The sequence below is a fragment of the Kosakonia sp. SOY2 genome (genome assembly GCF_027109175.1).
In the GTDB taxonomy this organism is placed as follows: Bacteria; Pseudomonadota; Gammaproteobacteria; order Enterobacterales; family Enterobacteriaceae; genus Kosakonia.
Genome location: NZ_JAPVXH010000005.1, coordinates 243984 through 266259 on the forward strand (window position 1 = coordinate 243984; position 22276 = coordinate 266259).

19 protein-coding genes are annotated in these 22276 nt (G+C 55.8%); 4 read left to right on the forward strand and 15 right to left on the reverse strand.

The genetic code is table 11. The features are described 5' to 3' along the window. Positions 1–177 precede the first annotated feature (177 nt). The 4 genes from nrdD to treR all read right to left on the reverse strand — a co-directional run bounded on the left by nrdD (position 178) and on the right by treR (position 6892). Entirely contained in the window at positions 178–2313 is a 2136-nt protein-coding gene (gene nrdD / locus O3S68_RS21290) for an anaerobic ribonucleoside-triphosphate reductase (RefSeq protein WP_020456299.1), read from the reverse strand. A 384-nt stretch (positions 2314–2697) separates the two neighbouring features. After that, complete coding sequence (treC, locus tag O3S68_RS21295; protein ID WP_269232442.1) at positions 2698–4353, reverse strand: alpha,alpha-phosphotrehalase; 1656 nt, start codon at positions 4351–4353, stop codon at positions 2698–2700. Positions 4354–4398: 45 nt separating this feature from the next. After that, positions 4399–5817 (reverse strand): PTS trehalose transporter subunit IIBC, encoded by a 1419-nt coding sequence (gene treB / locus O3S68_RS21300; protein ID WP_045514261.1) that lies wholly within the window; start codon positions 5815–5817, stop codon positions 4399–4401. A gap of 127 nt (positions 5818–5944) precedes the next feature. Further along, the gene (gene treR / locus O3S68_RS21305) at positions 5945–6892 is read right to left on the reverse strand and encodes a trehalose operon repressor TreR (protein ID WP_020456302.1); all 948 of its coding nucleotides are present in this window, start codon (positions 6890–6892) and stop codon (positions 5945–5947) included. Between the two features lie 195 nt (positions 6893–7087). Between treR and mgtL the strand changes: the two genes are divergently transcribed. From mgtL to O3S68_RS21315, 3 genes are all read left to right on the forward strand, one after another. Further along, the gene (gene mgtL / locus O3S68_RS24325; protein WP_228007843.1) at positions 7088–7138 is read left to right on the forward strand and encodes a mgtA regulatory leader peptide MgtL; all 51 of its coding nucleotides are present in this window, start codon (positions 7088–7090) and stop codon (positions 7136–7138) included. 139 nt (positions 7139–7277) lie between these two features. Then, positions 7278–9986, forward strand: a complete 2709-nt coding sequence (mgtA, locus tag O3S68_RS21310) for a magnesium-translocating P-type ATPase (RefSeq protein WP_269232412.1) — start codon at positions 7278–7280, stop codon at positions 9984–9986. Between the two features lie 158 nt (positions 9987–10144). Continuing rightward, positions 10145–12529 (forward strand): beta-N-acetylhexosaminidase, encoded by a 2385-nt coding sequence (locus O3S68_RS21315; RefSeq protein WP_269232413.1) that lies wholly within the window; start codon positions 10145–10147, stop codon positions 12527–12529. A 194-nt stretch (positions 12530–12723) separates the two neighbouring features. On the opposite strand, the gene ridA is transcribed toward O3S68_RS21315, so the two are convergent. The 9 genes from ridA to arcA all read right to left on the reverse strand — a co-directional run bounded on the left by ridA (position 12724) and on the right by arcA (position 20033). Continuing rightward, positions 12724–13110, reverse strand: coding sequence for a 2-iminobutanoate/2-iminopropanoate deaminase (ridA, locus tag O3S68_RS21320; RefSeq protein ID WP_017459089.1), 387 nt, complete (start codon positions 13108–13110; stop codon positions 12724–12726). 74 nt (positions 13111–13184) lie between these two features. After that, positions 13185–13646, reverse strand: a complete 462-nt coding sequence (gene pyrI, locus O3S68_RS21325) for an aspartate carbamoyltransferase regulatory subunit (RefSeq protein ID WP_017459088.1) — start codon at positions 13644–13646, stop codon at positions 13185–13187. A gap of 12 nt (positions 13647–13658) precedes the next feature. Next, a complete protein-coding gene (gene pyrB, locus O3S68_RS21330; protein ID WP_020456306.1) occupies positions 13659–14594 on the reverse strand; it encodes an aspartate carbamoyltransferase in 936 nt (311 codons plus the stop codon). Next, the gene (locus O3S68_RS21335) at positions 14587–14733 is read right to left on the reverse strand and encodes a pyrBI operon leader peptide (protein WP_020456307.1); all 147 of its coding nucleotides are present in this window, start codon (positions 14731–14733) and stop codon (positions 14587–14589) included. Before O3S68_RS21335 ends, pyrB begins: the two co-directional genes overlap by 8 nt. Positions 14734–14832: 99 nt before the next feature. Beyond that, the gene (locus O3S68_RS21345; RefSeq protein ID WP_020456308.1) at positions 14833–15312 is read right to left on the reverse strand and encodes an arginine repressor; all 480 of its coding nucleotides are present in this window, start codon (positions 15310–15312) and stop codon (positions 14833–14835) included. Between the two features lie 104 nt (positions 15313–15416). Beyond that, positions 15417–16820: a YfcC family protein gene (locus O3S68_RS21350; RefSeq protein WP_020456309.1), complete on the reverse strand. Its 1404-nt coding sequence runs from the start codon at positions 16818–16820 to the stop codon at positions 15417–15419. Positions 16821–16867: 47 nt separating this feature from the next. Then, positions 16868–17872, reverse strand: coding sequence for an ornithine carbamoyltransferase (gene argF, locus O3S68_RS21355; protein WP_269232414.1), 1005 nt, complete (start codon positions 17870–17872; stop codon positions 16868–16870). A gap of 18 nt (positions 17873–17890) precedes the next feature. Further along, entirely contained in the window at positions 17891–18802 is a 912-nt protein-coding gene (gene arcC, locus O3S68_RS21360; RefSeq protein ID WP_020456311.1) for a carbamate kinase, read from the reverse strand. A gap of 10 nt (positions 18803–18812) precedes the next feature. Further along, positions 18813–20033, reverse strand: a complete 1221-nt coding sequence (arcA, locus tag O3S68_RS21365) for an arginine deiminase (RefSeq protein WP_269232415.1) — start codon at positions 20031–20033, stop codon at positions 18813–18815. Positions 20034–20707: 674 nt separating this feature from the next. On the opposite strand from arcA, the gene O3S68_RS21370 reads away from it, so the two are divergent. Then, positions 20708–21160 carry a YhcH/YjgK/YiaL family protein gene (locus O3S68_RS21370; protein WP_269232443.1) on the forward strand — a complete coding sequence of 151 codons (453 nt, stop codon included), beginning with the start codon at positions 20708–20710 and terminating at the stop codon, positions 21158–21160. A 40-nt stretch (positions 21161–21200) separates the two neighbouring features. Here the strand turns inward: O3S68_RS21370 and argF (O3S68_RS21375) are convergent, their stop codons facing one another. Together argF (O3S68_RS21375) and argL are read right to left on the reverse strand one after the other, a co-directional pair. After that, positions 21201–22205 carry an ornithine carbamoyltransferase gene (gene argF / locus O3S68_RS21375; protein WP_269232416.1) on the reverse strand — a complete coding sequence of 335 codons (1005 nt, stop codon included), beginning with the start codon at positions 22203–22205 and terminating at the stop codon, positions 21201–21203. After that, positions 22175–22270 (reverse strand): putative translational regulatory protein ArgL, encoded by a 96-nt coding sequence (gene argL / locus O3S68_RS24330; RefSeq protein WP_238328355.1) that lies wholly within the window; start codon positions 22268–22270, stop codon positions 22175–22177. The genes argF (O3S68_RS21375) and argL overlap by 31 nt, the downstream gene beginning before the upstream one ends. Positions 22271–22276 lie beyond the last annotated feature (6 nt).

Consider the following 22276-nt stretch of genomic DNA (forward strand, 5'->3'; position numbering starts at 1 on the left):
TACTCGTTTGCCGCCTTGCTACAACGTCAACTGCTTAGAGAAAACGTATCAGAGAACAATCGTAGCGGCAGAAAACGTAGGCCCGATAAGCGTAGCGCCATCGGGCAATCAGGTACGGTGAAATCACTGACCGCGTGCCCGGCGCGGGTAAACGCCACTCACCGGGCGACGGAGTTGTTAACCGATTTGCCCGTTGCCGAGGTGTTTCACGCGGCGTTTCACTTCTTCCTGCTTGCCAGCGTTGAACGGACGCGCGTCCGGGCTGCCGAGGTAGCCGCAAACGCGGCGGGTAACGGAGACGCGGGACGCGTCGTGGTTACCGCATTTCGGGCAGGTAAAGCCTTTGCTGGTGCATTCGAACTCGCCGGTAAAACCGCACTCGTAACACTCATCAATTGGCGTGTTGGTGCCGTAATACGGCACGTGCTGATAGCTGTAATCCCAGACATCTTCCAGTGCGCGCAGGTTGTGCTGAATGTTCGGATACTCGCCGTAGCAGATAAAACCACCGCTGGCTAACGGCGGGTACGGCGCTTCGAAATCGATTTTGTCGTACGGGTTCACCTTTTTCTCGACATCAAGGTGGAAGCTGTTGGTGTAGTAACCTTTATCGGTTACCCCTTCCACCACGCCGAAATCGGCGGTATCGATACGGCAGAAACGGTCACACAGGTTTTCGCTCGGCGTGCTGTAAAGGCTAAAACCGTAACCGGTCTCTTCTTTCCACTGATCCACCGCCTGGCGCAGGCGTTCCACAATTGCCACGCCTTTGGCGCGCAGTGCTTCACTGTCGTAGATATGTTTGTTGCCGGACAGCGCGTTGATCGTTTCGTGTATGCCGATATAACCCAGCGAAATCGACGCGCGGCCGTTTTTAAAGATCGGCGCGATATCGTCGTCCGCTTTCAGGCGCACGCCGCAGGCTCCTTCCATATAGAGGATCGGCGCAACGCGGGCTTTCACCCCTTCGAGGCGCGCGATGCGGGTCATCAGCGCTTTTTTCGCCAGTTGCAGGCGGCTGTCCAGCAGTTTCCAGAACGCCGCTTCATCGCCTTTCGCTTCCAGCGCGATGCGCGGCAGGTTAAGGCTGATGACACCGAGGTTGTTACGCCCGTCATGAATTTGTTCGCCATTCTCTTCATACACGCCAAGGAAGCTGCGGCAGCCCATCGGCGTTTTAAACGAACCGGTCACTTTCACGACCTGATCGTAATTGAGAATATCCGGGTACATGCGCTTGCTCGCGCACTCCAGCGCCAGTTGTTTGATGTCGTAATTCGGATCGTCGAACTTGTGATTCAGACCATCGCGAATGGCGAATACCAGTTTCGGGAACACGGCGGTTTTACGGTTTTTACCCAGACCTGCAATGCGGTTACGCAGGATCGACTGCTGGATCAAGCGGGATTCCCAACTGGTGCCCAGCCCGAAACCGAAGGTGACAAACGGTGTCTGGCCGTTCGCGGTATGCAGGGTGTTAACTTCATATTCCAGCGACTGGAACGCGTCGTAACACTCTTTCTCGGTGCGGCTGCGCGCATAGCCGTCGGCATCCGGGATGTTCCACTCGCTGGCGACTTTGCGGTGTTTTTCGAAGCTGGCGCTGACGAACGGTGCCAGCACTTCATCGATCCGGTTGATGGTGGTGCCGCCATAAATATGGCTGGCGACCTGGGCGATGATCTGCGCGGTAACCGCCGTGGCGGTTGAGATCGATTTTGGCGGTTCAATCTCCGCGTTGCCCATTTTGAAGCCGTGGGTCAGCATGCCTTTCAGATCGATCAGCATACAGTTGAACATCGGGAAGAACGGGGAGTAGTCGAGATCGTGATAGTGGATCTCACCGCGTTCGTGCGCCAGTACCACATCGCGCGGCAACAAGTGCTGGCGCGCGTAGTGTTTGGCGACAATTCCCGCCAGCAGATCGCGCTGAGTCGGGATCACTTTACTGTCTTTGTTGGCGTTCTCATTGAGCAGTGCCGAGTTGGTTTGCTCAACAAGACCGCGAATATCCTGGTTCAGACGGCCGCGTTTTTCACGGGCGATATCGCGATCGTGGCGATACTCAATGTAGGCACGTGCCAGTTGTTTGTACGGCCCGGACATCAACTGGTTTTCGACGGCAGTCTGGATTTCGCTAATATCGACCTGCGATCGGCCCTGCATCTGACGACTAATTACCTCTGCGACGGTGGCGCAATAGTCTGCGTCATCGACTCCCGCTGCTTTAGCTGCACGCAAAATGGCTTCTTGTATGCGCTCTGAGTTGAAAGGCACTTTACAGCCATCTCGTTTCATCACATGCGGTGTCATGATCACTCCATTTTAGAAAACAGGTTATCCACAATATGAGGACGCGCAGACTGGCTGGTTATTCATTACTAAAACCAATAAGTTCGTCCCATCCAGGCCCGTGTTATCCACAGCGTGTATCGCTTTCGCGGTGGTCAGCTTGTTCGAATAGTAGTCGATTAATACAACATATAGGGCCGGGGTGCATTCTAATTTCTATATATAGTGATTTGCATCAAACATGTTTGCGTTTTTATTGACTCAGGACAAAGTAAAAACCGGATAGCGCAGAGGACGGGCGCTCTGAGGAAATGTAAATTCAGGCATTCTTGTTTTGACTAAAAATTCAACAAAAACAGCAGGTTTAAGCCTGCTGTTTTTTTGCGCCAGGGAAGTGAAAAACGCTTATTTTTGATGCCACCACACGGCTTCGAACGGCCGCAGGGTCATTTCACCGGGAACAGGGGAAACTTCCGCATAGTTGCTGATGACCACCTGCCAGTCGCCCGGCAGGGTTTCTGGCCGCCACGGCTGGAACTGATTGCTGAGGTTGGCGATAACCAACAACGTTTCTCCCTGCCACTGACGGCGGTAGCACCATAAATGTGGGTGAGAGGGGAGCAGATCCTGATAATCGCCCCAACTGAGTATCGGCAAGTTTTTACGCAGGCGAATCAACGACTGGTAGGTATAGAACACCGAATCGCGATCGTTGACCGCGTTTTCGACGTTGATTTCCCGATAGTTATCGCACAGACCAATCCACGGATCGGCAGTGGTGAAACCGGCGTTTTTACGCGCGGTCCACTGCATCGGCGTGCGGCTGTTATCGCGCGATTTACTGGCGAGGATCGCCAGCAGCGCTTCCGGCTCGCGCCCGGCGGCACGCAGTTCGGCAAACATATTCTGGCTTTCCACATCGCGGTAGTCGGTAATGCGCGCAAAGTGCGGGTTGGTCATACCGATCTCTTCGCCCTGATAAATGTACGGCGTGCCCTGCATGCCGTGCAGCACCAGCGCCAGCATTTTGGCGGCGGGCACGCGCAGCGCGCCTTCTTCGCCAAAGCGCGACACAATGCGCGGTTGATCGTGGTTACACCAGAACAGCGCGTTCCACGCCACGTTGTGCATCCCTTGCTGCCAGTGGCGGAACAGCGATTTCAATGCCACAAAATCCGGTTTCGCCAGCGACCATTTTTCGCCGTCGGGATAGTCAACTTTCAGATGGTGGAAGTTAAACGTCATCGACAGCTCGCTGCCGTCGAGTGCGCCGTAGCGCTGGCAATGTTCCAGCGTGGTGGATGACATCTCACCGACCGTCATCAACTCGCGCGGGCGAAAAACCTCGCGGCTCATCTCCTGCAAAAACTCATGGGCGCGCGGGCCATCGGTATAAAAACGTCGCCCGTCGCCGCTGTGATCGTCGGGGAAATCCTGCTGTTTGGAGATTAAATTCACCACATCGAGACGCAAACCGTCGACACCGCGATCGGCCCAGAAGGTGCAGACTTTTTTCAGCTCGTCGCGTACCGCCGGGTTTTCCCAGTTGAGATCTGCCTGCTCTGGCGCGAACAGATGCAAATAGTACTGGCCGCTCTGGCTGTGCCAGCGCCATGCGCTGCCGCCGAATTTCGAACGCCAGTTATTCGGCGGCGTTTCTGGTTCGCCGTCGCGCCAGATATAGAAAGAACGGTATGGGTTGTCCGGATCCTGCGATGCCTGGAACCAGGCATGCTGGGTCGAGGTGTGGTTGAACACCATATCCAGCACCAGGCGGATACCGCGCTGGTGCGCCTGGGCGACCAGTTCATCAAAGTCTGCCAGTGTGCCGTAAAGCGGATCGATGGCGGTGTAATTCGCCACGTCGTAGCCGTTATCCACCTGCGGGGAGATATAAAATGGTGTCAGCCAGATGGCGTCGACGCCGAGGGTTTGTAAGTAGTCGAGGCGCGTAATCACGCCGCGTAAATCACCGGTGCCAGTGCCGGTCGTGTCCTGAAAACTCTTTGGGTAAATCTGGTAGATAACGCCGTTTTGCCACCAGTGGGGAAGGGTATTCATCATGATTTCCTGCGAAAACGAAGGGGCGCAAACGCGCCCCAAAAATTACACAATCTGCAATGTGCCGTGACGGAACTTACGCTGATAAACAAAGGAGGTCAGCACCAGCGGGATGACAACCGCCACCGCTGTAGCCAGTGCGAAGACCTGCCAGAAAGCGGGTTGAATCGAGAGGAAACCCGGCAGACCCGCCACGCCAATTCCGTTCGCCAGCACGCCGTTAAGGCCGCACAACAACCCGGCAAGGCCGGAACCGATCATCGCGCACAGCATCGGGAAGCGATATTTCAGGTTGATGCCGTACATGGCCGGCTCGGTTACGCCGAGAAACGCGGAGATAGCCGCCGGAACCGAGATTTCACGTTCATTCTCTTTACGGCTGGAGATAATGATGCCCACTACCGCCGAGGCCTGTGCAACGTTTGACAGCGCAATCAACGGCCACACCGGCGTACCGCCCATGTTCTGAATCATCTGCATGTCGATAGCCAGCGTGGTCTGGTGCACACCGGTAATCACCAGCGGTGCGTAGAGGAAACCAAACAGCGTCGCGCCAATCGGGGCGAAGCTGCCTGTCATCAGATGGCGAACCGCCCACGCCACGCCGTCACCAATCATGCGACCGAACGGGCCGATTAGCGCATGTGCCAGGAAGACCGCCAGGATCAGCGAACAGACCGGAACAATCACCAGATAGAGGGAGTCCGGTATCAGCTTTTTAAGCCGCGTTTCAATAATGCCGAGCGCCAGGCCCGCCAGCAATGCCGGGATCACCTGCGCCTGATAGCCCACTTTCGCGATGCTGAACAGACCAAAGTTCCACACTTCCGGCACCTGCGAACCCAGTAAATAAGCATTCATCAACTGTGGTGAAACCAGCGTTACGCCGAGGATGATGCCGAGGATTGGCGTTCCGCCCATTTTGCGCACCGCAGACCAGCAAACGCCGACCGGCAGATAGAAGAAGACCGCTTCACCAATCAGCCAGAGAAAGTCATACACGGTTTTCAATGGCGGAAATATCTGCACCAGCGTCTGGCCGTTGCTCATCGGCACATCGCCGACAATGTTGCGAAAACCGAGGATCAAACCGCCGCTAATCAGTGCGGGCAGCAGCGGGAAGAAGATTTCCGCGAAGTGGGAGATTAAGCGCTCGTGCCATTTCATATTTTGTCGCGCTGCCTGTTTGGCCTGCTCTTTATCCGCATGAGCCAGACCGGTGGCGGCGCGCAACGCCTGATAGTAGTCGCCGACGTTGGTGCCGATCACCACCTGGAACTGCCCGGCGTTGGTGAAACAGCCTTTGACCATCGGAAGCTGGTCAATCGCTTTTGGGTCGGCGGCGCCCGGGTTATTTAATACAAAACGCAAGCGGGTAATACAGTGACTGACCGTCGCGATGTTTTCGCGTCCGCCAACCAGCGTAATAAGTTGTTCAATATCTGATGGATTGACTTTGCTCATCCTGGTGCCTCTCGGGGGGAGAAATGATGCGTAACATGACCGAGGCAAAGCGTAACCGCAGGCAAAAAAATTAAAAATGGGAACGTTCCCGAAACTTGGCGAGGATCACAATAAACGATAAAGCGGCTTAAACGAGGCGGGCAGGGATCACGATTTGGCGAGGCGTGGCGCGGCCATTAACCTGTTCTATTAATTGCGCGGCGGCCTGGCGACCCGCTTCGGCGTAACCGGGATCAACGGTTACAATTTCCGGGTGCAGAAACTTCATCAGCGGCGTATTGCCGACGCTGGCCAGTTGCAGATTATCAATGCGCTGTTCCTGCAAATATTTACTGGCACCGAGCGCCAGCGTATCGGTCGCGCAGAGCAGCGCGGTGGTGTCAGGGGTTAAAACGTGGGCGACATGTTCATAACCCTGCTTCATGGCAAGGCCCGGTAAGGCGAACGTTGGTTCGAGCTGGTGTTTTTGACAAAACGCCATATAGGCGTCGTGGCGGCGTTTGCCGGTGGTGGCATCGCTGTGCGGGACGCCAATAAAACTGATATGGCGATGCCCACGGGCATAAAGATTTTCCATCAATAGCTGGATTGCGCCGTCATCATCGTAACAGACCGAGGCGAAACCGCTGGCATCGCGCGCCAGCAGCACCAGCGACGACTGCCAGGCAGTAAGCAGGCTTTCGGTGACGCCGGTAAAGCCAAACAGCACCACGCCATCAATATTACGGTGGCTCAGCATCTGCAAATGCTCTTCGACTAACTGCGGCGAGAACTGGCTTTCCATCATAATCGGGTCATAACCCTGTTCGTAAAACGCCGGGAGCATGGTCTGTACGGCAAGGTTTTCCGAGAGTGAATCCAGACGCGAGACGATAATCGCCACCACTTTATCGCTCTGTCCGCGCATGGCGCGCGCGGAGCGGGAAGGGGAGAAACCGTGCTGATTGACCACCGCTTCCACCCGTTCGCGTGTGCGCTGGCTGACGCCGCTTTCGTTATTCAGCACACGGGAAACAGTGGATTTGCCCACGCCGCTTAAGCGTGCGATGTCTTTGATTGTCAGCCGGTTTTGCATACTTCAATCCTTTCCTGATGGGGGCGGGTTGCAGGATAAAGGAGTTTTGCATCCCTTCCAAGCGCCAGCAATGAGCAAAGTCTGGTTTATGCACTTTGTGCTACCAATTGATGGTGTGTATATGTTTGGTTTAATTCAGCGGAGCTATGATACCGCTACGTTATGATTCGCCCTTCACACCTTACCGGAGGCCAGATGGATCCCGATCCCACCCCTCTCCCGCGACGGAGATACTTTTTCCGGTAAGCCTGCTGTTGCTGCCTTACCGGATGCGTAAGGCAGCGACGTCGTTTTCGTCCCTGCCCGATTAAAAACGCCAGCTGGCGCGGCTTTGTTACGCCAGTTGTCAATCGCACCCGCGTGATGCGGGGGCAAGGACACTATCATGCTGAAAAACATTACCCGGCAGCTTTTCGCTCGCCTCAACCGCCATTTACCGCGTCGTCTGGTGCAGCGCGATCCGCTTCCCGGCGTACAACATATCGCCCAGGGCGCTATCCCCGCCTCGATGGGTGAACGCTGTCTGCAGATTGCTGCGATGGAACATGAGCAGCTCTGGCACACTTTTGCCAGCCACCCGGAAGGGCTGAACCCGCAGGAAGTGGAACTGGCGCGGGAAACCCACGGCGAAAACCTGATCCCGGCGCAGAAACCCGCCCCCTGGTGGGTGCATCTGTGGGTGTGCTATCGCAACCCGTTTAACCTGCTGCTGACCTGCTTAGGCATTATTTCCTATGCCTCGGAAGATCTGTTCGCCGCCTGCGTAATTGCGTTGATGGTGGCGATTTCTACGCTGCTCAATTTCCTGCAAGAGGCGCGCTCGACCAAAGCGGCCGATGCGCTGAAAGCAATGGTCAGCAACACCGCGACGGTGCTGCGCGTGGTGAATGAGAAAGGTGAAAATGGCTGGTGCGAATTGCCTATCAACCAACTGGTGCCGGGCGATATCGTCAAGCTGGCCGCAGGAGATATGATCCCGGCGGATCTGCGCGTGTTGCAGGCGCGGGATCTGTTTGTCGCCCAGGCTTCGCTGACCGGCGAATCCTTGCCGGTAGAGAAAGTGGCGACGACGCGCCAGGCCGCGCAGCGCAACCCGCTGGAAGCCGATACGCTGTGCTTTATGGGCACCAATGTGGTGAGCGGCACGGCGCAGGCGATAGTCATCGCCACCGGCGGCAATACCTGGTTTGGCCAACTGGCCGGGCGTGTCAGTGAGCAAGAAACCGAGCAAAACGCATTTCAGAAAGGCATCAGCCGCGTCAGCATGTTGTTGATCCGTTTTATGCTGGTGATGACGCCGATTGTGCTGCTGATCAACGGCTTTACCAAAGGTGACTGGTGGGAAGCGGCGCTGTTTGCGTTGTCGGTTGCCGTGGGGTTGACGCCGGAAATGCTGCCAATGATTGTCACCTCCACGCTGGCGCGCGGTGCGGTGAAACTGTCGAAACAGAAAGTGATCGTTAAACATCTGGACGCCATTCAGAACTTTGGCGCGATGGATATCCTCTGTACCGATAAAACCGGCACCCTGACGCAGGACAAAATTGTGCTGGAAAATCATACAGATATCAGCGGTAAAGTCAGCGAGCTGGTGCTGCACAGCGCCTGGCTGAACAGCCACTACCAGACCGGACTGAAAAACCTGCTCGATACCGCCGTACTGGAAGGTGTGGACGCGGAAGCGGCGCAGACGCTGGCGGCGAGCTGGCGCAAAGTGGATGAGATCCCCTTTGATTTCGAGCGCCGCCGCATGTCGGTGGTGGTGGCGCAGCAGACGGATGTTCATCAACTGATTTGCAAAGGCGCGTTAACGGAGATCCTCAGCGTCTGCTCGCAGGTGCGTTTCAACGGCGAAATTTTCCCGCTGGATGACACCATGCTGCGCCGCATTGAGCGCGTAACCAGCACACTGAACCGCCAGGGGCTGCGCGTGGTTGCGGTGGCGACCAAATATCTGCCGGCGCGTAGCGGTGACTACCAGCGTATTGACGAGTCGGATCTGATCCTCGAAGGCTACATCGCTTTCCTCGATCCGCCGAAAGAGACCACCGCACCAGCGCTCAAAGCGCTAAAAGCGAGCGGGATCACCGTCAAAATCCTCACCGGCGACAGCGAACTGGTGGCGGCGAAAGTGTGTCACGAGGTGGGGCTGGAAGTGGGCGATGCGCTGATCGGCAGCGAAATTGAGCACATGAGCGATGATGAACTGGCTCAGATGGCGAAGCACATCACGCTCTTTGCCCGCCTGACGCCGATGCATAAAGAACGCATTGTCCGTCTGCTGAAACGCGAAGGGCACGTGGTCGGTTTTATGGGCGATGGCATAAACGACGCCCCGGCGCTGCGCGCGGCGGACATCGGGATTTCCGTCGATGGCGCCGTCGATATCGCCCGCGAAGCGGCCGATATTATTTTGCTGGAAAAGAGCCTGATGGTGCTGGAAGAGGGCGTAATCGAAGGGCGCCGTACTTTTGCCAACATGCTGAAATATATCAAAATCACCGCCAGTTCCAACTTCGGTAACGTCTTCAGTGTGCTGGTGGCGAGCGCGTTTCTGCCGTTTTTGCCCATGTTGCCGCTGCACTTACTGATTCAGAATCTGGTGTATGACGTCTCGCAGGTGGCGATCCCGTTTGATAACGTCGATGAAGAACAGATCGCCAAACCACAACGCTGGAACCCGGCGGATCTGGGCCGTTTTATGATCTTCTTTGGCCCGATCAGTTCGATCTTCGACATTGTGACGTTTTGCGTGATGTGGTGGGTGTTTAAAGCTAACGTGCCGGAAGCGCAAACCCTGTTCCAGTCCGGCTGGTTTGTCGTCGGTTTGCTGTCGCAAACGCTGATTGTGCATATGATCCGCACCCGCCGCGTGCCGTTTATCCAGAGCCGCGCCGCCTGGCCGCTGGTGGCGATGACGCTGATGGTGATTTGTGTCGGCATCGCGCTGCCGTTCTCGCCGCTGGCGCAATACCTGCAATTACAGGAGCTGCCGCTGGCGTACTTCCCGTGGCTGGTGGCGATCCTCGCAGGTTATATGACGCTCACGCAGTGGATGAAAGGCTTCTATAGCCGTCGCTACGGCTGGCAATAAACTTTTGTCTTAAACCCGGTCTGCGCACTCTGTGCAGGCCGGGTATTTATCTCAATTCCCGCAAGCTGTGATCCCCGTCGCCCGGCGCGCTTGACGCTCCTGAGGGCGCATGTTAACAAAATGTTTTCCCTCGCCTGACGTCGTCTGAAGGAACATTTATGTTGCGTTACAGCCTGTTAACTGCCGGGTTGCTGCTCGGTTCTTCCGCTTTTGCTGCACCCGCAGGTGACTTGCCACTGATGCCGTGGCCGGCAAAGGTTGAACGTCCGGCAACGCAGGGCTCGCTGGTACTGACGGAGACGCTCTCTGTCAGCGTCAGCGGCGACGATCTGGGCGACGCCGTTACGCGATTGCGCCAGCGCATCGCCCGGCAAACCGGCTGGACGCTGCAACCGCAGGCCGAAAAACCGCAACATCCCACCATTTCGATAACCATTGCCAAAAAAGTGGCACCGCTGCCGAAGCTGGATAGCGATGAGCATTACACGCTGACCATTGATGCGAATGGTGTGCAGATCGCCGCAAATACCCGCTTTGGCGCACTACGCGCCATGGAAACGTTGCTCCAGTTGATACAAAACGGCACGGAAAATACCACCTTGCCGTGGGTGACCATTGACGATTCGCCGCGCTTCCCGTGGCGCGGTTTGCTGCTCGATTCCGCCCGCCATTTTATACCGGTCGAGGATATTAAACGGCAGATCGACGGCATGGCGGCGGCGAAACTGAACGTGCTGCACTGGCATTTAACCGACGACCAGGGCTGGCGTTTTAGCTCCAGGCGCTACCCCAAACTGACGCAGCTTGCCAGCGATGGTCTCTTTTACAGCGAAGAACAAATGCGCGATGTGGTGCGTTACGCCACGGCGCGTGGTATTCGCGTGGTGCCGGAAATCGACATGCCGGGACACGCGTCGGCGATTGCCGTCGCCTACCCGGAACTGATGAGCGCGCCGGGGTCGTATCAGATGGAGCGCCACTGGGGCGTGCTGAAACCGGTGCTGGATCCGACAAAAGCGGCGACGTACACCTTTGCTGAAGCGATAGTCAGCGAACTGGCGGCGATCTTCCCGGATGCGTATTTGCATATCGGCGGCGATGAGGTGGACGATACGCAGTGGAAAAACAACCCGGCGATCCAGCAATTTATGCGCGACAACAAACTGGCCGACAGCCACGCGTTGCAGGCCTATTTCAACCGCAAACTGGAGGCGATCCTCGAAAAACATCAGCGTCAGATGGTGGGCTGGGATGAGATCTTCCACCCGGATCTGCCCAAAAGTATTGTCATCCAGTCCTGGCAGGGGCAGGACGCGCTGGGCGAGGTGGCAAAGCAGGGTTACAAAGGCATTCTCTCGACCGGTTTCTACCTCGATCAGCCGCAGTACACCGCCTATCACTACCGCAATGAGATTGTGCCGCAGGGCTTAAATGGTGTGGATGTGATTGCCGATAATGACAGCGCGCAAAGCTGGTCGTTTTCGATGCCGCGCCTGAAAGGCAGCCCGGTGGAAGGGACGTTTACGCTGGTGAAAGGCGAAAGTGGATGGCGCGGATTTATTGATTTCAAAGGCAAATCTCGTCGCGCCGTGCAGCATATCGACTGGCGCAGCGATCGCCAGGTGAGTTTTGTCGTCGATACGTGGATGGGCGAAACCCGCCCGGTCATCACTCTCACCGACGATAAACTTGGCGGTTACTTCCTGCTGGGCAACGCGCGCTACCCCGTCACCGGCACGCGGTTAAACGAGGTGCCGAAAGGCATTGCTCCCGCGGTGCCGGACGCCAGCCAGCAGGCGAATTTACTGGGAGGCGAAGCCGCGCTGTGGGCGGAAAATGTGGTCGCGCCGGTGCTGGATATCAAACTGTGGCCGCGTGCGTTTGCCGTGGCGGAACGGTTATGGTCGGCGCAGGATGTGAACGACACCGATAACATGTACAGCCGTTTACAGGCGATGGACAGCTGGTCGACGGTATCGGTCGGCCTGCAACAACACAACCAGCAATCGGTGCAGTTCACGCGCCTTGCGAACAGCGCCGATACATTGCCGCTGCAGATCCTCGCCCAGACTGTCGAACCAGCGCACTACTACACGCGCCAGCATCTGAAATTCCAGGCCGGTAACTATCATCAGTTCGAGCCGCTGAACCGCTTTGCCGATGCGCTGGCACCGGAGAGCAGCACCGTTCGCCAGATGAACCAGTGGGTCGACAGGCTGGTGAGCGATGCGGAAGACAACACCAGCGCGGTGGCGCTGCGCCACCTCTTTAGCCGCTGGCAGGGTAACACCAGCGATGCGCTGGCGCTCAGCGACAGCAATTACCAGCTAAAAGCGATGCGCCCGGTGATTTTGCAGGTGGATAAGCTCGCCACTATTGGGCTGCGGCTGACGGATTTGGTAGCGCGTCAGGGGACGCTGGACGATGGCGAGATAGCGTCTATTCAGGGAGAACTGGATAACGCGGCGCAAATTCAGGACGAAGTGGTGATAGCTGCGGTCTATCCGCTGGAAAAGCTGCTGCGCGCTACGCGCAACCGCTGAACGCCTGGGGGATAAGCGTACATAAATTGATTCCCTGGAAAGGTGTACCCACTTCTTCGAAAGAAATCTCTGGCAGCCTGTGAGATTTAAATTTAAAGGTAAGCGGGCAGAGCCAAAAACCGGTCGCGTTTTAGTTTTAAGTGGGCAATAAAAAAGGCAGCGTAAGCTGCCTTTTATCTCTCGCTTAGCCGTCATTAACGGCGAACGGCGATGGCTTCAATCTCGATTTTCACGTCTTTTGGCAGACGGGCGACTTCCACGCAGGAACGCGCCGGGAAGCTGGCGTTATGTTCGTTGAAAAAGGCTTCATACGTGGCGTTAACGGTAGCGAAATCGTTGAGATCTTTCACGAAAACGGTGGTTTTCACGATGTCGCCTACTTTCAGACCCGCCGCTTCAACAATCGCTTTCACGTTGTCCAGCGACTGACGCGCCTGCGCCGCCACATCTTCCGGTACGCTACCGGTCTTCGGATCAACCGGGATCTGACCTGAGGTCAGGATCATGTTGCCAAGATCAACAGCTTGAACATAAGGGCCAATCGCTGCTGGCGCGTTTTCCGTGGCGATAACTTTGGTCATAATAACTCCTGAATGACAGCGGTATTGAGGTTCCGCCCCATTATAGGGAGGGAAAAACGCAATACCAACCGCAATTAGTTAGCCAGCACTACATGGTGCGAGAACTCTTTCTCACAATATTTGCACTTCAGCGCGATGTCGCTTTCGCGTTTTTTCACCGCAAAGCTGGAGGCGACCGGTTCAGCATGGCTGATGCAGTTGCTGTTCGGGCACACCAGCACGCCAGTAATGCGCTCCGGCAGGCTCGGGCGCGATTTACCCACCACTTCATACTCATCAATGCGGTTAACGGTGGCCTGGGGTGCGTACAGCGCCAGCTGGTTTACCTGCTCGTCGGTCAGAAATGTGTTCTCGATCTTGATCAAATCTTTGCGCCCCATCTCGCCGGACGGCAAGTTCAGGCCAATGGTGATGCGCTGATCGGTTTCCGTCAGCTTAAACAGCGTCAGCAGTTTAAATCCGACGCGCGCCGGGATGTGGTCAATCACGGTGCCGCGTTTGATGGCTTCGACCTGCAGTTTGTTATCGTGTGTCATTGTCGTTTCTCCTTACAGCGCCAAATCGCGATTGAGAACCAGCGCCAGCAGAGCCTGGCGAGCGAAGATGCCGTTACCGGCCTGCTGGAAATACCAGGCGTGCGGCGTTTTATCCACGTCGGTGGTGATTTCATCCACGCGCGGCAGCGGGTGCAGCACCTTCATATTGCTGCGCGCGTGGGTTAAGTCGCTGGCGCGCAGGACAAACTGGGCTTTGACGTTGGCGTATTCCGACGGATCCAGACGCTCTTTTTGCACGCGCGTCATATAGAGAATATCCACCTCTGCCATCACCTCTTCGATGCTGGCGTGTACGCTCCAGGCCATGCCTTTTTCGTCCAGCATATCGAGAATGTACTGCGGCATCGCCAGCGCGTCCGGGGCGATAAAGTAAAAGCGGTTGCCGCTGAATTTCGCCAGCGCCTGTGCCAGCGAATGCACGGTGCGACCATATTTCAGGTCGCCGACCATCGCGATGTTGAGGTTCTCAAGGCGGCCTTGCGTTTCCTGAATCGTGAACAGATCGAGCAGCGTTTGCGTCGGATGCTGGTTAGCCCCGTCGCCAGCGTTGAGTACCGGAATGCCGCCGGAGAACTCGGTGGCCAGTCGCGCCGCGCCCTCCTGCGGATGGCGCATCACAATGGCGTCCACATAGGTGCTGATTACCGAAATGGTGTCGGCCAGCGTTTCGCCTTTTTTGCCCAGCGACGTGTTGCTGCTGTCGGAGAAGCCGACCACGCTCGCGCCGAGGCGGTGCATGGAGGTTTCAAACGATAAACGCGTGCGGGTGGAGGCTTCAAAGAAGCAACTGGCGATCACTTTATGCTTGAGCAACTCCGGCTGCGGGTTGGCCTTCAGTCGTGCGGCGGTGTGTAGCACCAGTTCGAGTTCTTCGCGGCTGAGATCGTTTATGGAAATGATATGTTTCTGATATAGCGGGTTAGCCATGGTTATCTCCTGACGACTGCGCAAAAAAAAGCCCCTCAATAGAGGGGCTGTGGAATTCGGTGATCAACGGGAAGGAAAACGGCAGGCCAGCGCCTTTTTTCAGACGCGGTAAGACAGTTTGTCGTACACACTGATTCATGCTTCCTCCCGGCAAATTGTCCCGGATTATACGCAGCTGTTTTCGCGGATCAAGCGATTGATGCACATTTTACGCAATGCAAACGGTTCTCTTTGAATATTAATGCGTTCTAAGTAAATAATTAATTTGCTTATGCACCAGCGCCGTATGCTTCACTATTCTCGGCGCGACCCAGACGATACTGCTTCCTGCCACCACGCCGAGGATCTCCGGCAACTGGTGGTAATCCAGAATACGTGCCACTGCGCGGCCATATCCCGCCACGGTGTGAATAAGGATAAATTCGCTATTGTGCTCAACGCTAACCACCATTTCGGAGACGGAGCGGGCGGCGTCCGGCACCGGGCGTGACTGCGGATTCAGCGAATAAATTTTTTGTCCTTTGGCGTTGCGAATTTTGATTACACCGAGCAGCTTCAACAGGCGTGAAACGGTGGACTGGCTGATACTATCGAAGCCGTGGCGCTGCAAATCGCGCCGGATCTCCTCCTGTGAAAGATAACTTTTTTCGCTAATCAGGCGCTGGCAGACCGCCAGTTGTAGCTGCTCTTTCGGTGAATAATCTCCATATTCCATCATCTCTTTTCCCGTATTGGTTGCCGAAACAAAACGCCCGGCAACGCCATGCTTACCGGGCCTGTATATTAGCCACAGACCGGGTAAGCAAAGCGCCACCCGGTGCGTTACAGCAGAGCGCCAAGGCTGAGCGCCGCCATGATCACCACCGTCAATATCGCCAGCAGTGGCGCGACCCACTTCAGGTAGCGCACATAGGGGACATGGGCGATAGCCAGCCCGCCCATCACCACCGCCGACGTAGGCGTCACCAGGTTGACGATGCCGGACGCCGATTGGTACGCGGTAACGACCAGATCGCGGTTGACGTTAGCGAAATCGGCCAGCGGCGCCATAATCGGCATGGTCAGCACGGCAAGGCCAGAGGACGAGGGCACGAGGAACGACAGCACCACTTCCAGCCAGTACATAACGTTGATAAACGCGACGGTGGATAACCCGCTGACCATGCCTTCGGCACTGTGCAAAATAGTATGAGTAATCATACCTTTATCCATGATCACTACGATACCGCGGGCAATGCCGATAATCAGCGCTACGCCCAGCAGATCCCGCGCGCCGTTGATAAATGTTGAGGTCAGCTCCTCTTCGCTCATGCGGGCGATCAAACCCACGATGATGGCGCTTGCCAGAAACACCGCCGAAATCTGCGCCATCCACCAGCCGAGCACCGCCACGCCGTAAATCATCACCACAAAGGCCAGCGCGAAAATAAGCAGGATCAGTTTGCGCACCGGCGTGAATTCGAGCATCTCCGGCGATTTATTGCCGAGGAAAAACGCCCGATCTTCGTCCTGCTTGTCGGCGACGATCGACCGCGCCGGGTTGGCGCGCACGTTGCGGGCGTAGCGCATCACCCACGCAACGCAAATCACCCAGCCAATCACCAGCAGCGCAACGCGCAGCAGGATGCCGTGGGTAAACGGGATCCCGGCGGCATTAGCGGCGATCACCGTGGCGAACGGGTTGATGGTCGATCCCAGCGTGCCGATCCCCGCGCCGAGCAGCACGGTGGAGGCGGCGACAACCGGATCAAAACGGGCGGCGAGCATCACGGGAACCAGCAGCGTATAAAACGGCAGCGACTCTTCGGCCATACCGTAGATGGTGCCGCCTGCGGCGAACAGCGCCATCAGGATCGGGATCATCCACTCTTCACGGCCACGCAAACGGGTGGTGACGCGCTCGATCCCGGCGTCGATGGCACCGGTTTTGGTGACGATGCCCAGAAACCCGCCGATGATCAGAATAAACAGCGCCACATCAATTGCGCCGGCCTGGCCGGTATCAGGATCGTAAAGGCCGCTTATTGGCGCCATGATCACCGCGATTAACCCCTGAGGATGCGCGGCGACATGCGCGTAAGTACCGGCAATCGGTACTTCTTTACCGAGGGCTGGGTTCATTGCCATCTGGTATTGCCCGGCGGGGATCACCCAACTGAGCGCGGCGACAATGGCAATCAACAAAAAGAGGATGGTGTAAGCGGAAGGGAACTTGAACTTGCCCATGATGTGCTCCTTAACCCCGGCGCACCCGCGGCGCGCCGGGGGAGTGGTTAGTCGCCGAGGGTTGCCACCATCACCGCTTTGATGGTGTGCATCCGGTTTTCTGCTTCATCAAAAACGATAGAGTTAGGCGATTCGAAAACCTCTTCGGTGACTTCCAGCCCTTTCAGGCCATACGCCATTTCGATCTCGCCGCCCACTTTGGTGTGCTCGTTATGAAACGCGGGCAGGCAGTGCATAAATTTCACCTGCGGATTACCGGTGGCTTTCACCACCGCAGCGTTTACCTGGTAGGGTTTCATCAGGCTGACGCGCTCAGACCATGCTTCTTTCGGCTCGCCCATCGACACCCACACATCGGTGTAGAGGAAATCAACGCCCTGCACGCCTTCTTCCACATCCTCGGTGAGCATGATGCGCGCGCCGGTTTCACGGGCGATGGCGCGACACTGTTCCACCAGTGCAGCCTCTGGCCAGAAGGATTTCGGTGCCACCAGGCGAATATCCATGCCCATTTTCGCCGCGCCGACCATCAGCGAGTTGCCCATGTTGTTGCGCGCATCACCCAGATAAGCAAAACGCAATTCCGACAAGCGTTTGCCCCGCGCGTGTTCCAGCATGGTCATCAGATCGGCGAGGATCTGCGTGGGGTGAAATTCATTGGTCAGCCCGTTCCACACCGGCACGCCTGCGTATTGACCCAGCTCTTCCACAATCTGCTGGCCGTAACCGCGATATTCGATGCCGTCATACATGCGTCCCAGTACGCGGGCGGTGTCTTTCATCGACTCTTTGTGGCCAATCTGCGATCCGCTTGGGCCGAGATAAGTGACCTGTGCGCCCTGATCGAATGCACCGACTTCAAACGCGCAGCGGGTACGGGTGGAGGTTTTTTCAAAAATCAGCGCGATGTTTTTGCCGACCAGCGTTTTCTTTTCACGACCTGCTTTTTTGTCTGCTTTGAGCTGAAGAGCCAGATCGATCAGGTACTGGATCTCCGCCGGGGTGTAGTCGAGCAGTTTGAGAAAGTTGCGGTTTTTCAGGTTGATGCTCATGAGATTTCCTTTTTTAAATCAGTAACGAATCAATGTGCCTTTGTCCCCGGCGAGAATGGCCGGACCATCCGCCAGCGCACCGATGCCCGCAATGCCGTGACACTGCTCAACAAACTGGCGGCAGGCGGCGACCTTCGGCCCCATCGAGCCTGCGTCAAACTGCATGCCCTGCAGCATGTCCGGGGTGACTTGCGCCAGCGGGCGCTGCGTGGGTTTGCCCCAGTCGAGGTACACCGCGTCGGCGTCGGTAAGAATCAACAGCGCGTCGGCTTCGATTTGCCGCGCCAGCAGTGCCGCCGAGAGATCTTTGTCGATCACCGCTTCGATGCCGTGGTAGCCGTTGGCGTTTTCCACCACCGGCACGCCGCCGCCGCCGTTGCAAATCACCAGGTGATCGCGGTTTATCAGCGCGCTAATGGCGTCGCTTTCGACAATGCGTTTGGGTTGCGGGGAGGGCACAACGCGGCGGAAATAGCGACCATCAGCCTTAAATACCCAGCCTTTCTCCTGCTGCAGCGTCTGGGCTTGCGCCTCGCTGTAAACCGGGCCGATGTATTTGCTCGGGTTGCTGAACGCCGGGTCACTGGCGTCGACTTCCACCTGGGTGAGCAGTACGCTCACTTCGCGCTGTGGCAGGCTGTTTTTCAGCGACTGTTGCAGCATGTAGCCAATCATCCCCTGGCTTTCCGCACCGAGAATATCGAGCGGGTAGGGGGTAACTTTGTCGTAAGCGCTGTTTTGCAGCGCCAGCAGGCCGACCTGCGGCCCGTTGCCGTGTACCAGCACCACGCGCCACTGCGCGGTCAGCCCGGCGATGGTACGCGCGGCAAGATCAATGTTCTGGCGCTGGATGTTCGCTTCCAGCGGTTCGCCGCGTTTTAGCAGCGCGTTGCCGCCCAGCGCGACAACCAGGGTAGGTTTTCTTTCCATGATGGCTCCTTTAAATGCCGTCGCGTTCCAGTGGGCAGCTCATGCAGCGTGCACCGCCGCGCCCGCGTCCCAGCTCATCTCCGGGAATGGGCAGCACGGTGATCCCGGCTTTGTCATATTTCTCGTTGGTCCAGATATTGCGCTCGTAGCCGACGACTACGCCGGGGCGCAGCGTGAGGACGTTGTTGGCGTCATTCCACTGTTCGCGTTCGGCTTCAAAAGCGTCGCCGCCGGTGGTGATAAGCCGGATCTGGTCAATACCGAGCGCTTTTTCGATGGCGTGCAGCAGGTCGCTTTCCTGCGTGCGTTGCAGACCGCCGCGCCCGTCCGGGGTGAGCGTCCAGCACTGGGCGTCTTTGCGCACTACTTCGGGGTAAACAGAAAAAGTGTCGATATCGATATGGGTCATCACCGTGTCGAGGTGCATACAGGAACGGTGTTTTGGCAGTTCAACGACGATAACGCGTTCGGCCTGGCGGTGTTTGAACAGGCTATTGGCAAGAAATTCCACGCCCTGCGGTGTGGTTCGTTCAGAGAGGCCAATTAATACCGCGCCGCGACCAATGACTAATACATCGCCGCCCTCTAAGGTGGCGTGATCGTAATTAATATTCTCGTCGCCAAAATATTTAATAAAATTGCCATCGGCGAATGCGGGGTGCCAGCGATAAATAGCACGCAGATTATTCGTTTCACGCTGGCGGGCCGGTTTAGCCATCGGATTAATCGACACGCCATTATAAATCCAGCACGATGTGTCACGGGTAAATAAATGGTTGGGCAGCGGCTTCATAATAAAATCATTCGCTGTATGGGTATCAACCACCATATTTTTAATAAATGCCGGGATCTCGCCGTAGGTTAGTCCACCGCTGAGCCGCCGCGCCAGTTCGCGGTGCGGCATATCCGCCAGCCAGCTGCGCACATCTGCGGCGAAGGTCGGGCCAAGGCGATAATCGGAGATCTGCATTTCCAGCAGCCAGGCTTTTGCCTCTGCAATATCAAGCGTTTGTGTCAGAAGATCGGTCAACAGCAGGACTTCCACACTCTGCTCGCGCAGTGTGTTTGCGAAGGCGTCATGCTCTTCCCCGGCGCGCTCGACTGATAACACGTCATCGAATAACAGCTCCTGACAATTCGAGGGTGTTAACCGTTTCAGGCTTAAATTGGGGCGGTGCAGCATAACGCTACGCAATTGACCTATTTCAGAACCGACGTAGTGCTTTTCCATAATTATTCCTTTAACTTTTTTCAGAATAAAAAGGGGGCGGCAATGAAATGTGATTAATTTCATCGCGCATTAATAACGATTAATTTCATGGCTCATAGTAGAAGCCGTAAGAATTAATAGTGTGATTGTGCTCACGTCGAATAGGGAATTAAATCGCCGCCGTTCAAATGCATGATTCGCATCAGAGAATAGACAATTAGCCTAATTATCAGGATGAATGCTTACGCATTAACGGCTGGACTTATTCATGGTTGTTATTGTTTTGTAGCTATACACCTATTTTTGTGAATATGTAACCCGTTGATTGATAAGTTTTTTCAACAGTGAGTGGAATAGATATGCATAAAAATGAATAGAGCGGTGCTGCCGGGCGCAAAAAACGGAAATAACCAGTGAATGAATGCGCAAATTACCAGGCTGCTGAAGTGTGATCGGGAAAGGTTTATTTAAATAAATACTTGTTAATCAGTGAGTAACAACTTTACGCCCGCGCACAGGCGTCTGCTTTATGCATCTATGTTGCATAAAAGCGTAATCGGCCTTAACAGGCATATAACATATTTTCCGATAAACATGCGTTGCAACAAATCTCCCGTAAAAAGTGGTGGTATGGCAGTGTGAATTTTCGTATAAAAGCTGAAAATGAAACGATGTTTTATGTTGAGGGCTACACCATGATCGTTGGCAATATTCACAATTTACAATCCTGGCTACCGGAAGAGCTGCGCCAGGCTATTGAGCACGTTAAGCAGCACGTTACCGATGCCACGCCTGTTGGCAAACATGATATCGACGGCAACCGCCTGTTTTTCCTCGTTTCTGAAGATATGACCCAGCCGTTTGCAGAACGCCGCGCCGAGTATCACGCCCGTTATCTGGATATCCAGATTGTGTTGAAAGGCCAGGAAGGGATGACTTTTAGCACCCAGCCTGCGGGCGCGCCGGACACCGACTGGCTGGCGGATAAAGACATCGCCTTTTTGCCGGAAGGCGTGCAGGAAAAAACCGTGGTACTGAACGAAGGGGATTTTGTAGTGTTCTACCCGGGTGAAGTGCACAAACCGCTGTGTGCGGTAAACGCGCCAGCCCAGGTGCGTAAAGTGGTGGTGAAACTGCTGATGGCGTAAGCGTAATGCCCGGTCGCGCTGCGCAACCGGGCTTGTTAGGTCACTGGCTTAAGGTGGCGACCATCACCGCTTTGATGGTGTGCATCCGGTTTTCCGCCTGATCAAACACAATACTTGCCGGTGATTCAAACACCTCGTCAGTTACTTCCATGCCGCCGTGCAGGCCAAACTCTTCTGCCATTTTTTTGCCGAGCGTGGTCTTATCGTCATGAAACGCGGGCAGGCAGTGCAGGAATTTCACCTGCGGGTTGCCGGTGAGCGACAACATTTTGCTATTGACCTGGTAAGGCCGCAGCAGCGCGATACGCTCCGCCCATTTCTCTTTCACTTCGCCCATCGATACCCACACATCGGTGTAAATGAAATCGGCATCTTTCACTCCGTTCGCGATATCTTCCGTCAGCAGAATGTTGCCGCCGTTTTTCACCGCCAGCGCTTTGCATTCGGCGACCAGGCTCGCGTCCGGCCAGCAGGCTTTTGGCGCGACAAGGCGCAGATCCAAACCCACCAGCGCGGCGGCTTCCAGCATCGAGTTGCCCATGTTGTTACGCGCGTCACCGGCATAAACCAGTTTCATCTGATTAAAAGCTTTGCCCGGCAAGTGCTCGCGCATGGTCAGCAGATCGGCCAGCAACTGGGTCGGGTGAAATTCATTGGTTAAGCCGTTCCACACCGGCACACCGGCGTATTGCGCCAGCGTTTCGACAATCTCCTGGCCATAACCGCGATACTGAATGCCGTCGTACATGCGCCCCAGCACGCGCGCGGTGTCTTTAATTGACTCTTTATGCCCGATTTGGCTGCCGCTTGGGGCGAGATATGTCACGCGAGCACCCTGATCATATGCGGCAACTTCGAAAGAGCATCGTGTGCGGGTTGAGTCTTTTTCGAAGATGAGCGCGATATTTTTCCCGGTAAGTTTCTGGACTTCCTGGCCTTTTTTCTTATCCGCTTTCAGCTGAGCGGCGAGTTGCAGCAGGGTATTGATTTCAGCAGGTGTAAAATCGAGCAGTTTCAAAAAATGCTTTTGATAAAACGCGGACATATTCCCCTCACATGGCGAAGGCCACTTATTGAATTAAAATTCAATTTATATGTATGAATATGCATTTGCAA

Excerpts from the sequence above, each read along its gene's own strand:
- nrdD (WP_020456299.1), bottom strand. The coding sequence starts at position 2,313 with ATGACACCGCATGTGATGAAACGAGATGGCTGTAAAGTGCCTTTCAAC.
- O3S68_RS21335 (WP_020456307.1), bottom strand. The coding sequence starts at position 14,733 with ATGAATCAGTGTGTACGACAAACTGTCTTACCGCGTCTGAAAAAAGGC.
- mgtA (WP_269232412.1), top strand. The coding sequence starts at position 7,278 with ATGCTGAAAAACATTACCCGGCAGCTTTTCGCTCGCCTCAACCGCCAT.
- argL (WP_238328355.1), bottom strand. The coding sequence starts at position 22,270 with ATGCATATTCATACATATAAATTGAATTTTAATTCAATAAGTGGCCTT.
- pyrI (WP_017459088.1), bottom strand. The coding sequence starts at position 13,646 with ATGACACACGATAACAAACTGCAGGTCGAAGCCATCAAACGCGGCACC.
- O3S68_RS21350 (WP_020456309.1), bottom strand. The coding sequence starts at position 16,820 with ATGGGCAAGTTCAAGTTCCCTTCCGCTTACACCATCCTCTTTTTGTTG.
- O3S68_RS21315 (WP_269232413.1), top strand. The coding sequence starts at position 10,145 with ATGTTGCGTTACAGCCTGTTAACTGCCGGGTTGCTGCTCGGTTCTTCC.
- argF (WP_269232416.1), bottom strand. The coding sequence starts at position 22,205 with ATGTCCGCGTTTTATCAAAAGCATTTTTTGAAACTGCTCGATTTTACA.
- arcC (WP_020456311.1), bottom strand. The coding sequence starts at position 18,802 with ATGGAAAGAAAACCTACCCTGGTTGTCGCGCTGGGCGGCAACGCGCTG.
- treC (WP_269232442.1), bottom strand. The coding sequence starts at position 4,353 with ATGAATACCCTTCCCCACTGGTGGCAAAACGGCGTTATCTACCAGATT.
- pyrB (WP_020456306.1), bottom strand. The coding sequence starts at position 14,594 with ATGGCTAACCCGCTATATCAGAAACATATCATTTCCATAAACGATCTC.
- O3S68_RS21370 (WP_269232443.1), top strand. The coding sequence starts at position 20,708 with ATGATCGTTGGCAATATTCACAATTTACAATCCTGGCTACCGGAAGAG.
- ridA (WP_017459089.1), bottom strand. The coding sequence starts at position 13,110 with ATGACCAAAGTTATCGCCACGGAAAACGCGCCAGCAGCGATTGGCCCT.
- O3S68_RS21345 (WP_020456308.1), bottom strand. The coding sequence starts at position 15,312 with ATGATGGAATATGGAGATTATTCACCGAAAGAGCAGCTACAACTGGCG.
- treR (WP_020456302.1), bottom strand. The coding sequence starts at position 6,892 with ATGCAAAACCGGCTGACAATCAAAGACATCGCACGCTTAAGCGGCGTG.
- argF (WP_269232414.1), bottom strand. The coding sequence starts at position 17,872 with ATGAGCATCAACCTGAAAAACCGCAACTTTCTCAAACTGCTCGACTAC.
- arcA (WP_269232415.1), bottom strand. The coding sequence starts at position 20,033 with ATGGAAAAGCACTACGTCGGTTCTGAAATAGGTCAATTGCGTAGCGTT.
- treB (WP_045514261.1), bottom strand. The coding sequence starts at position 5,817 with ATGAGCAAAGTCAATCCATCAGATATTGAACAACTTATTACGCTGGTT.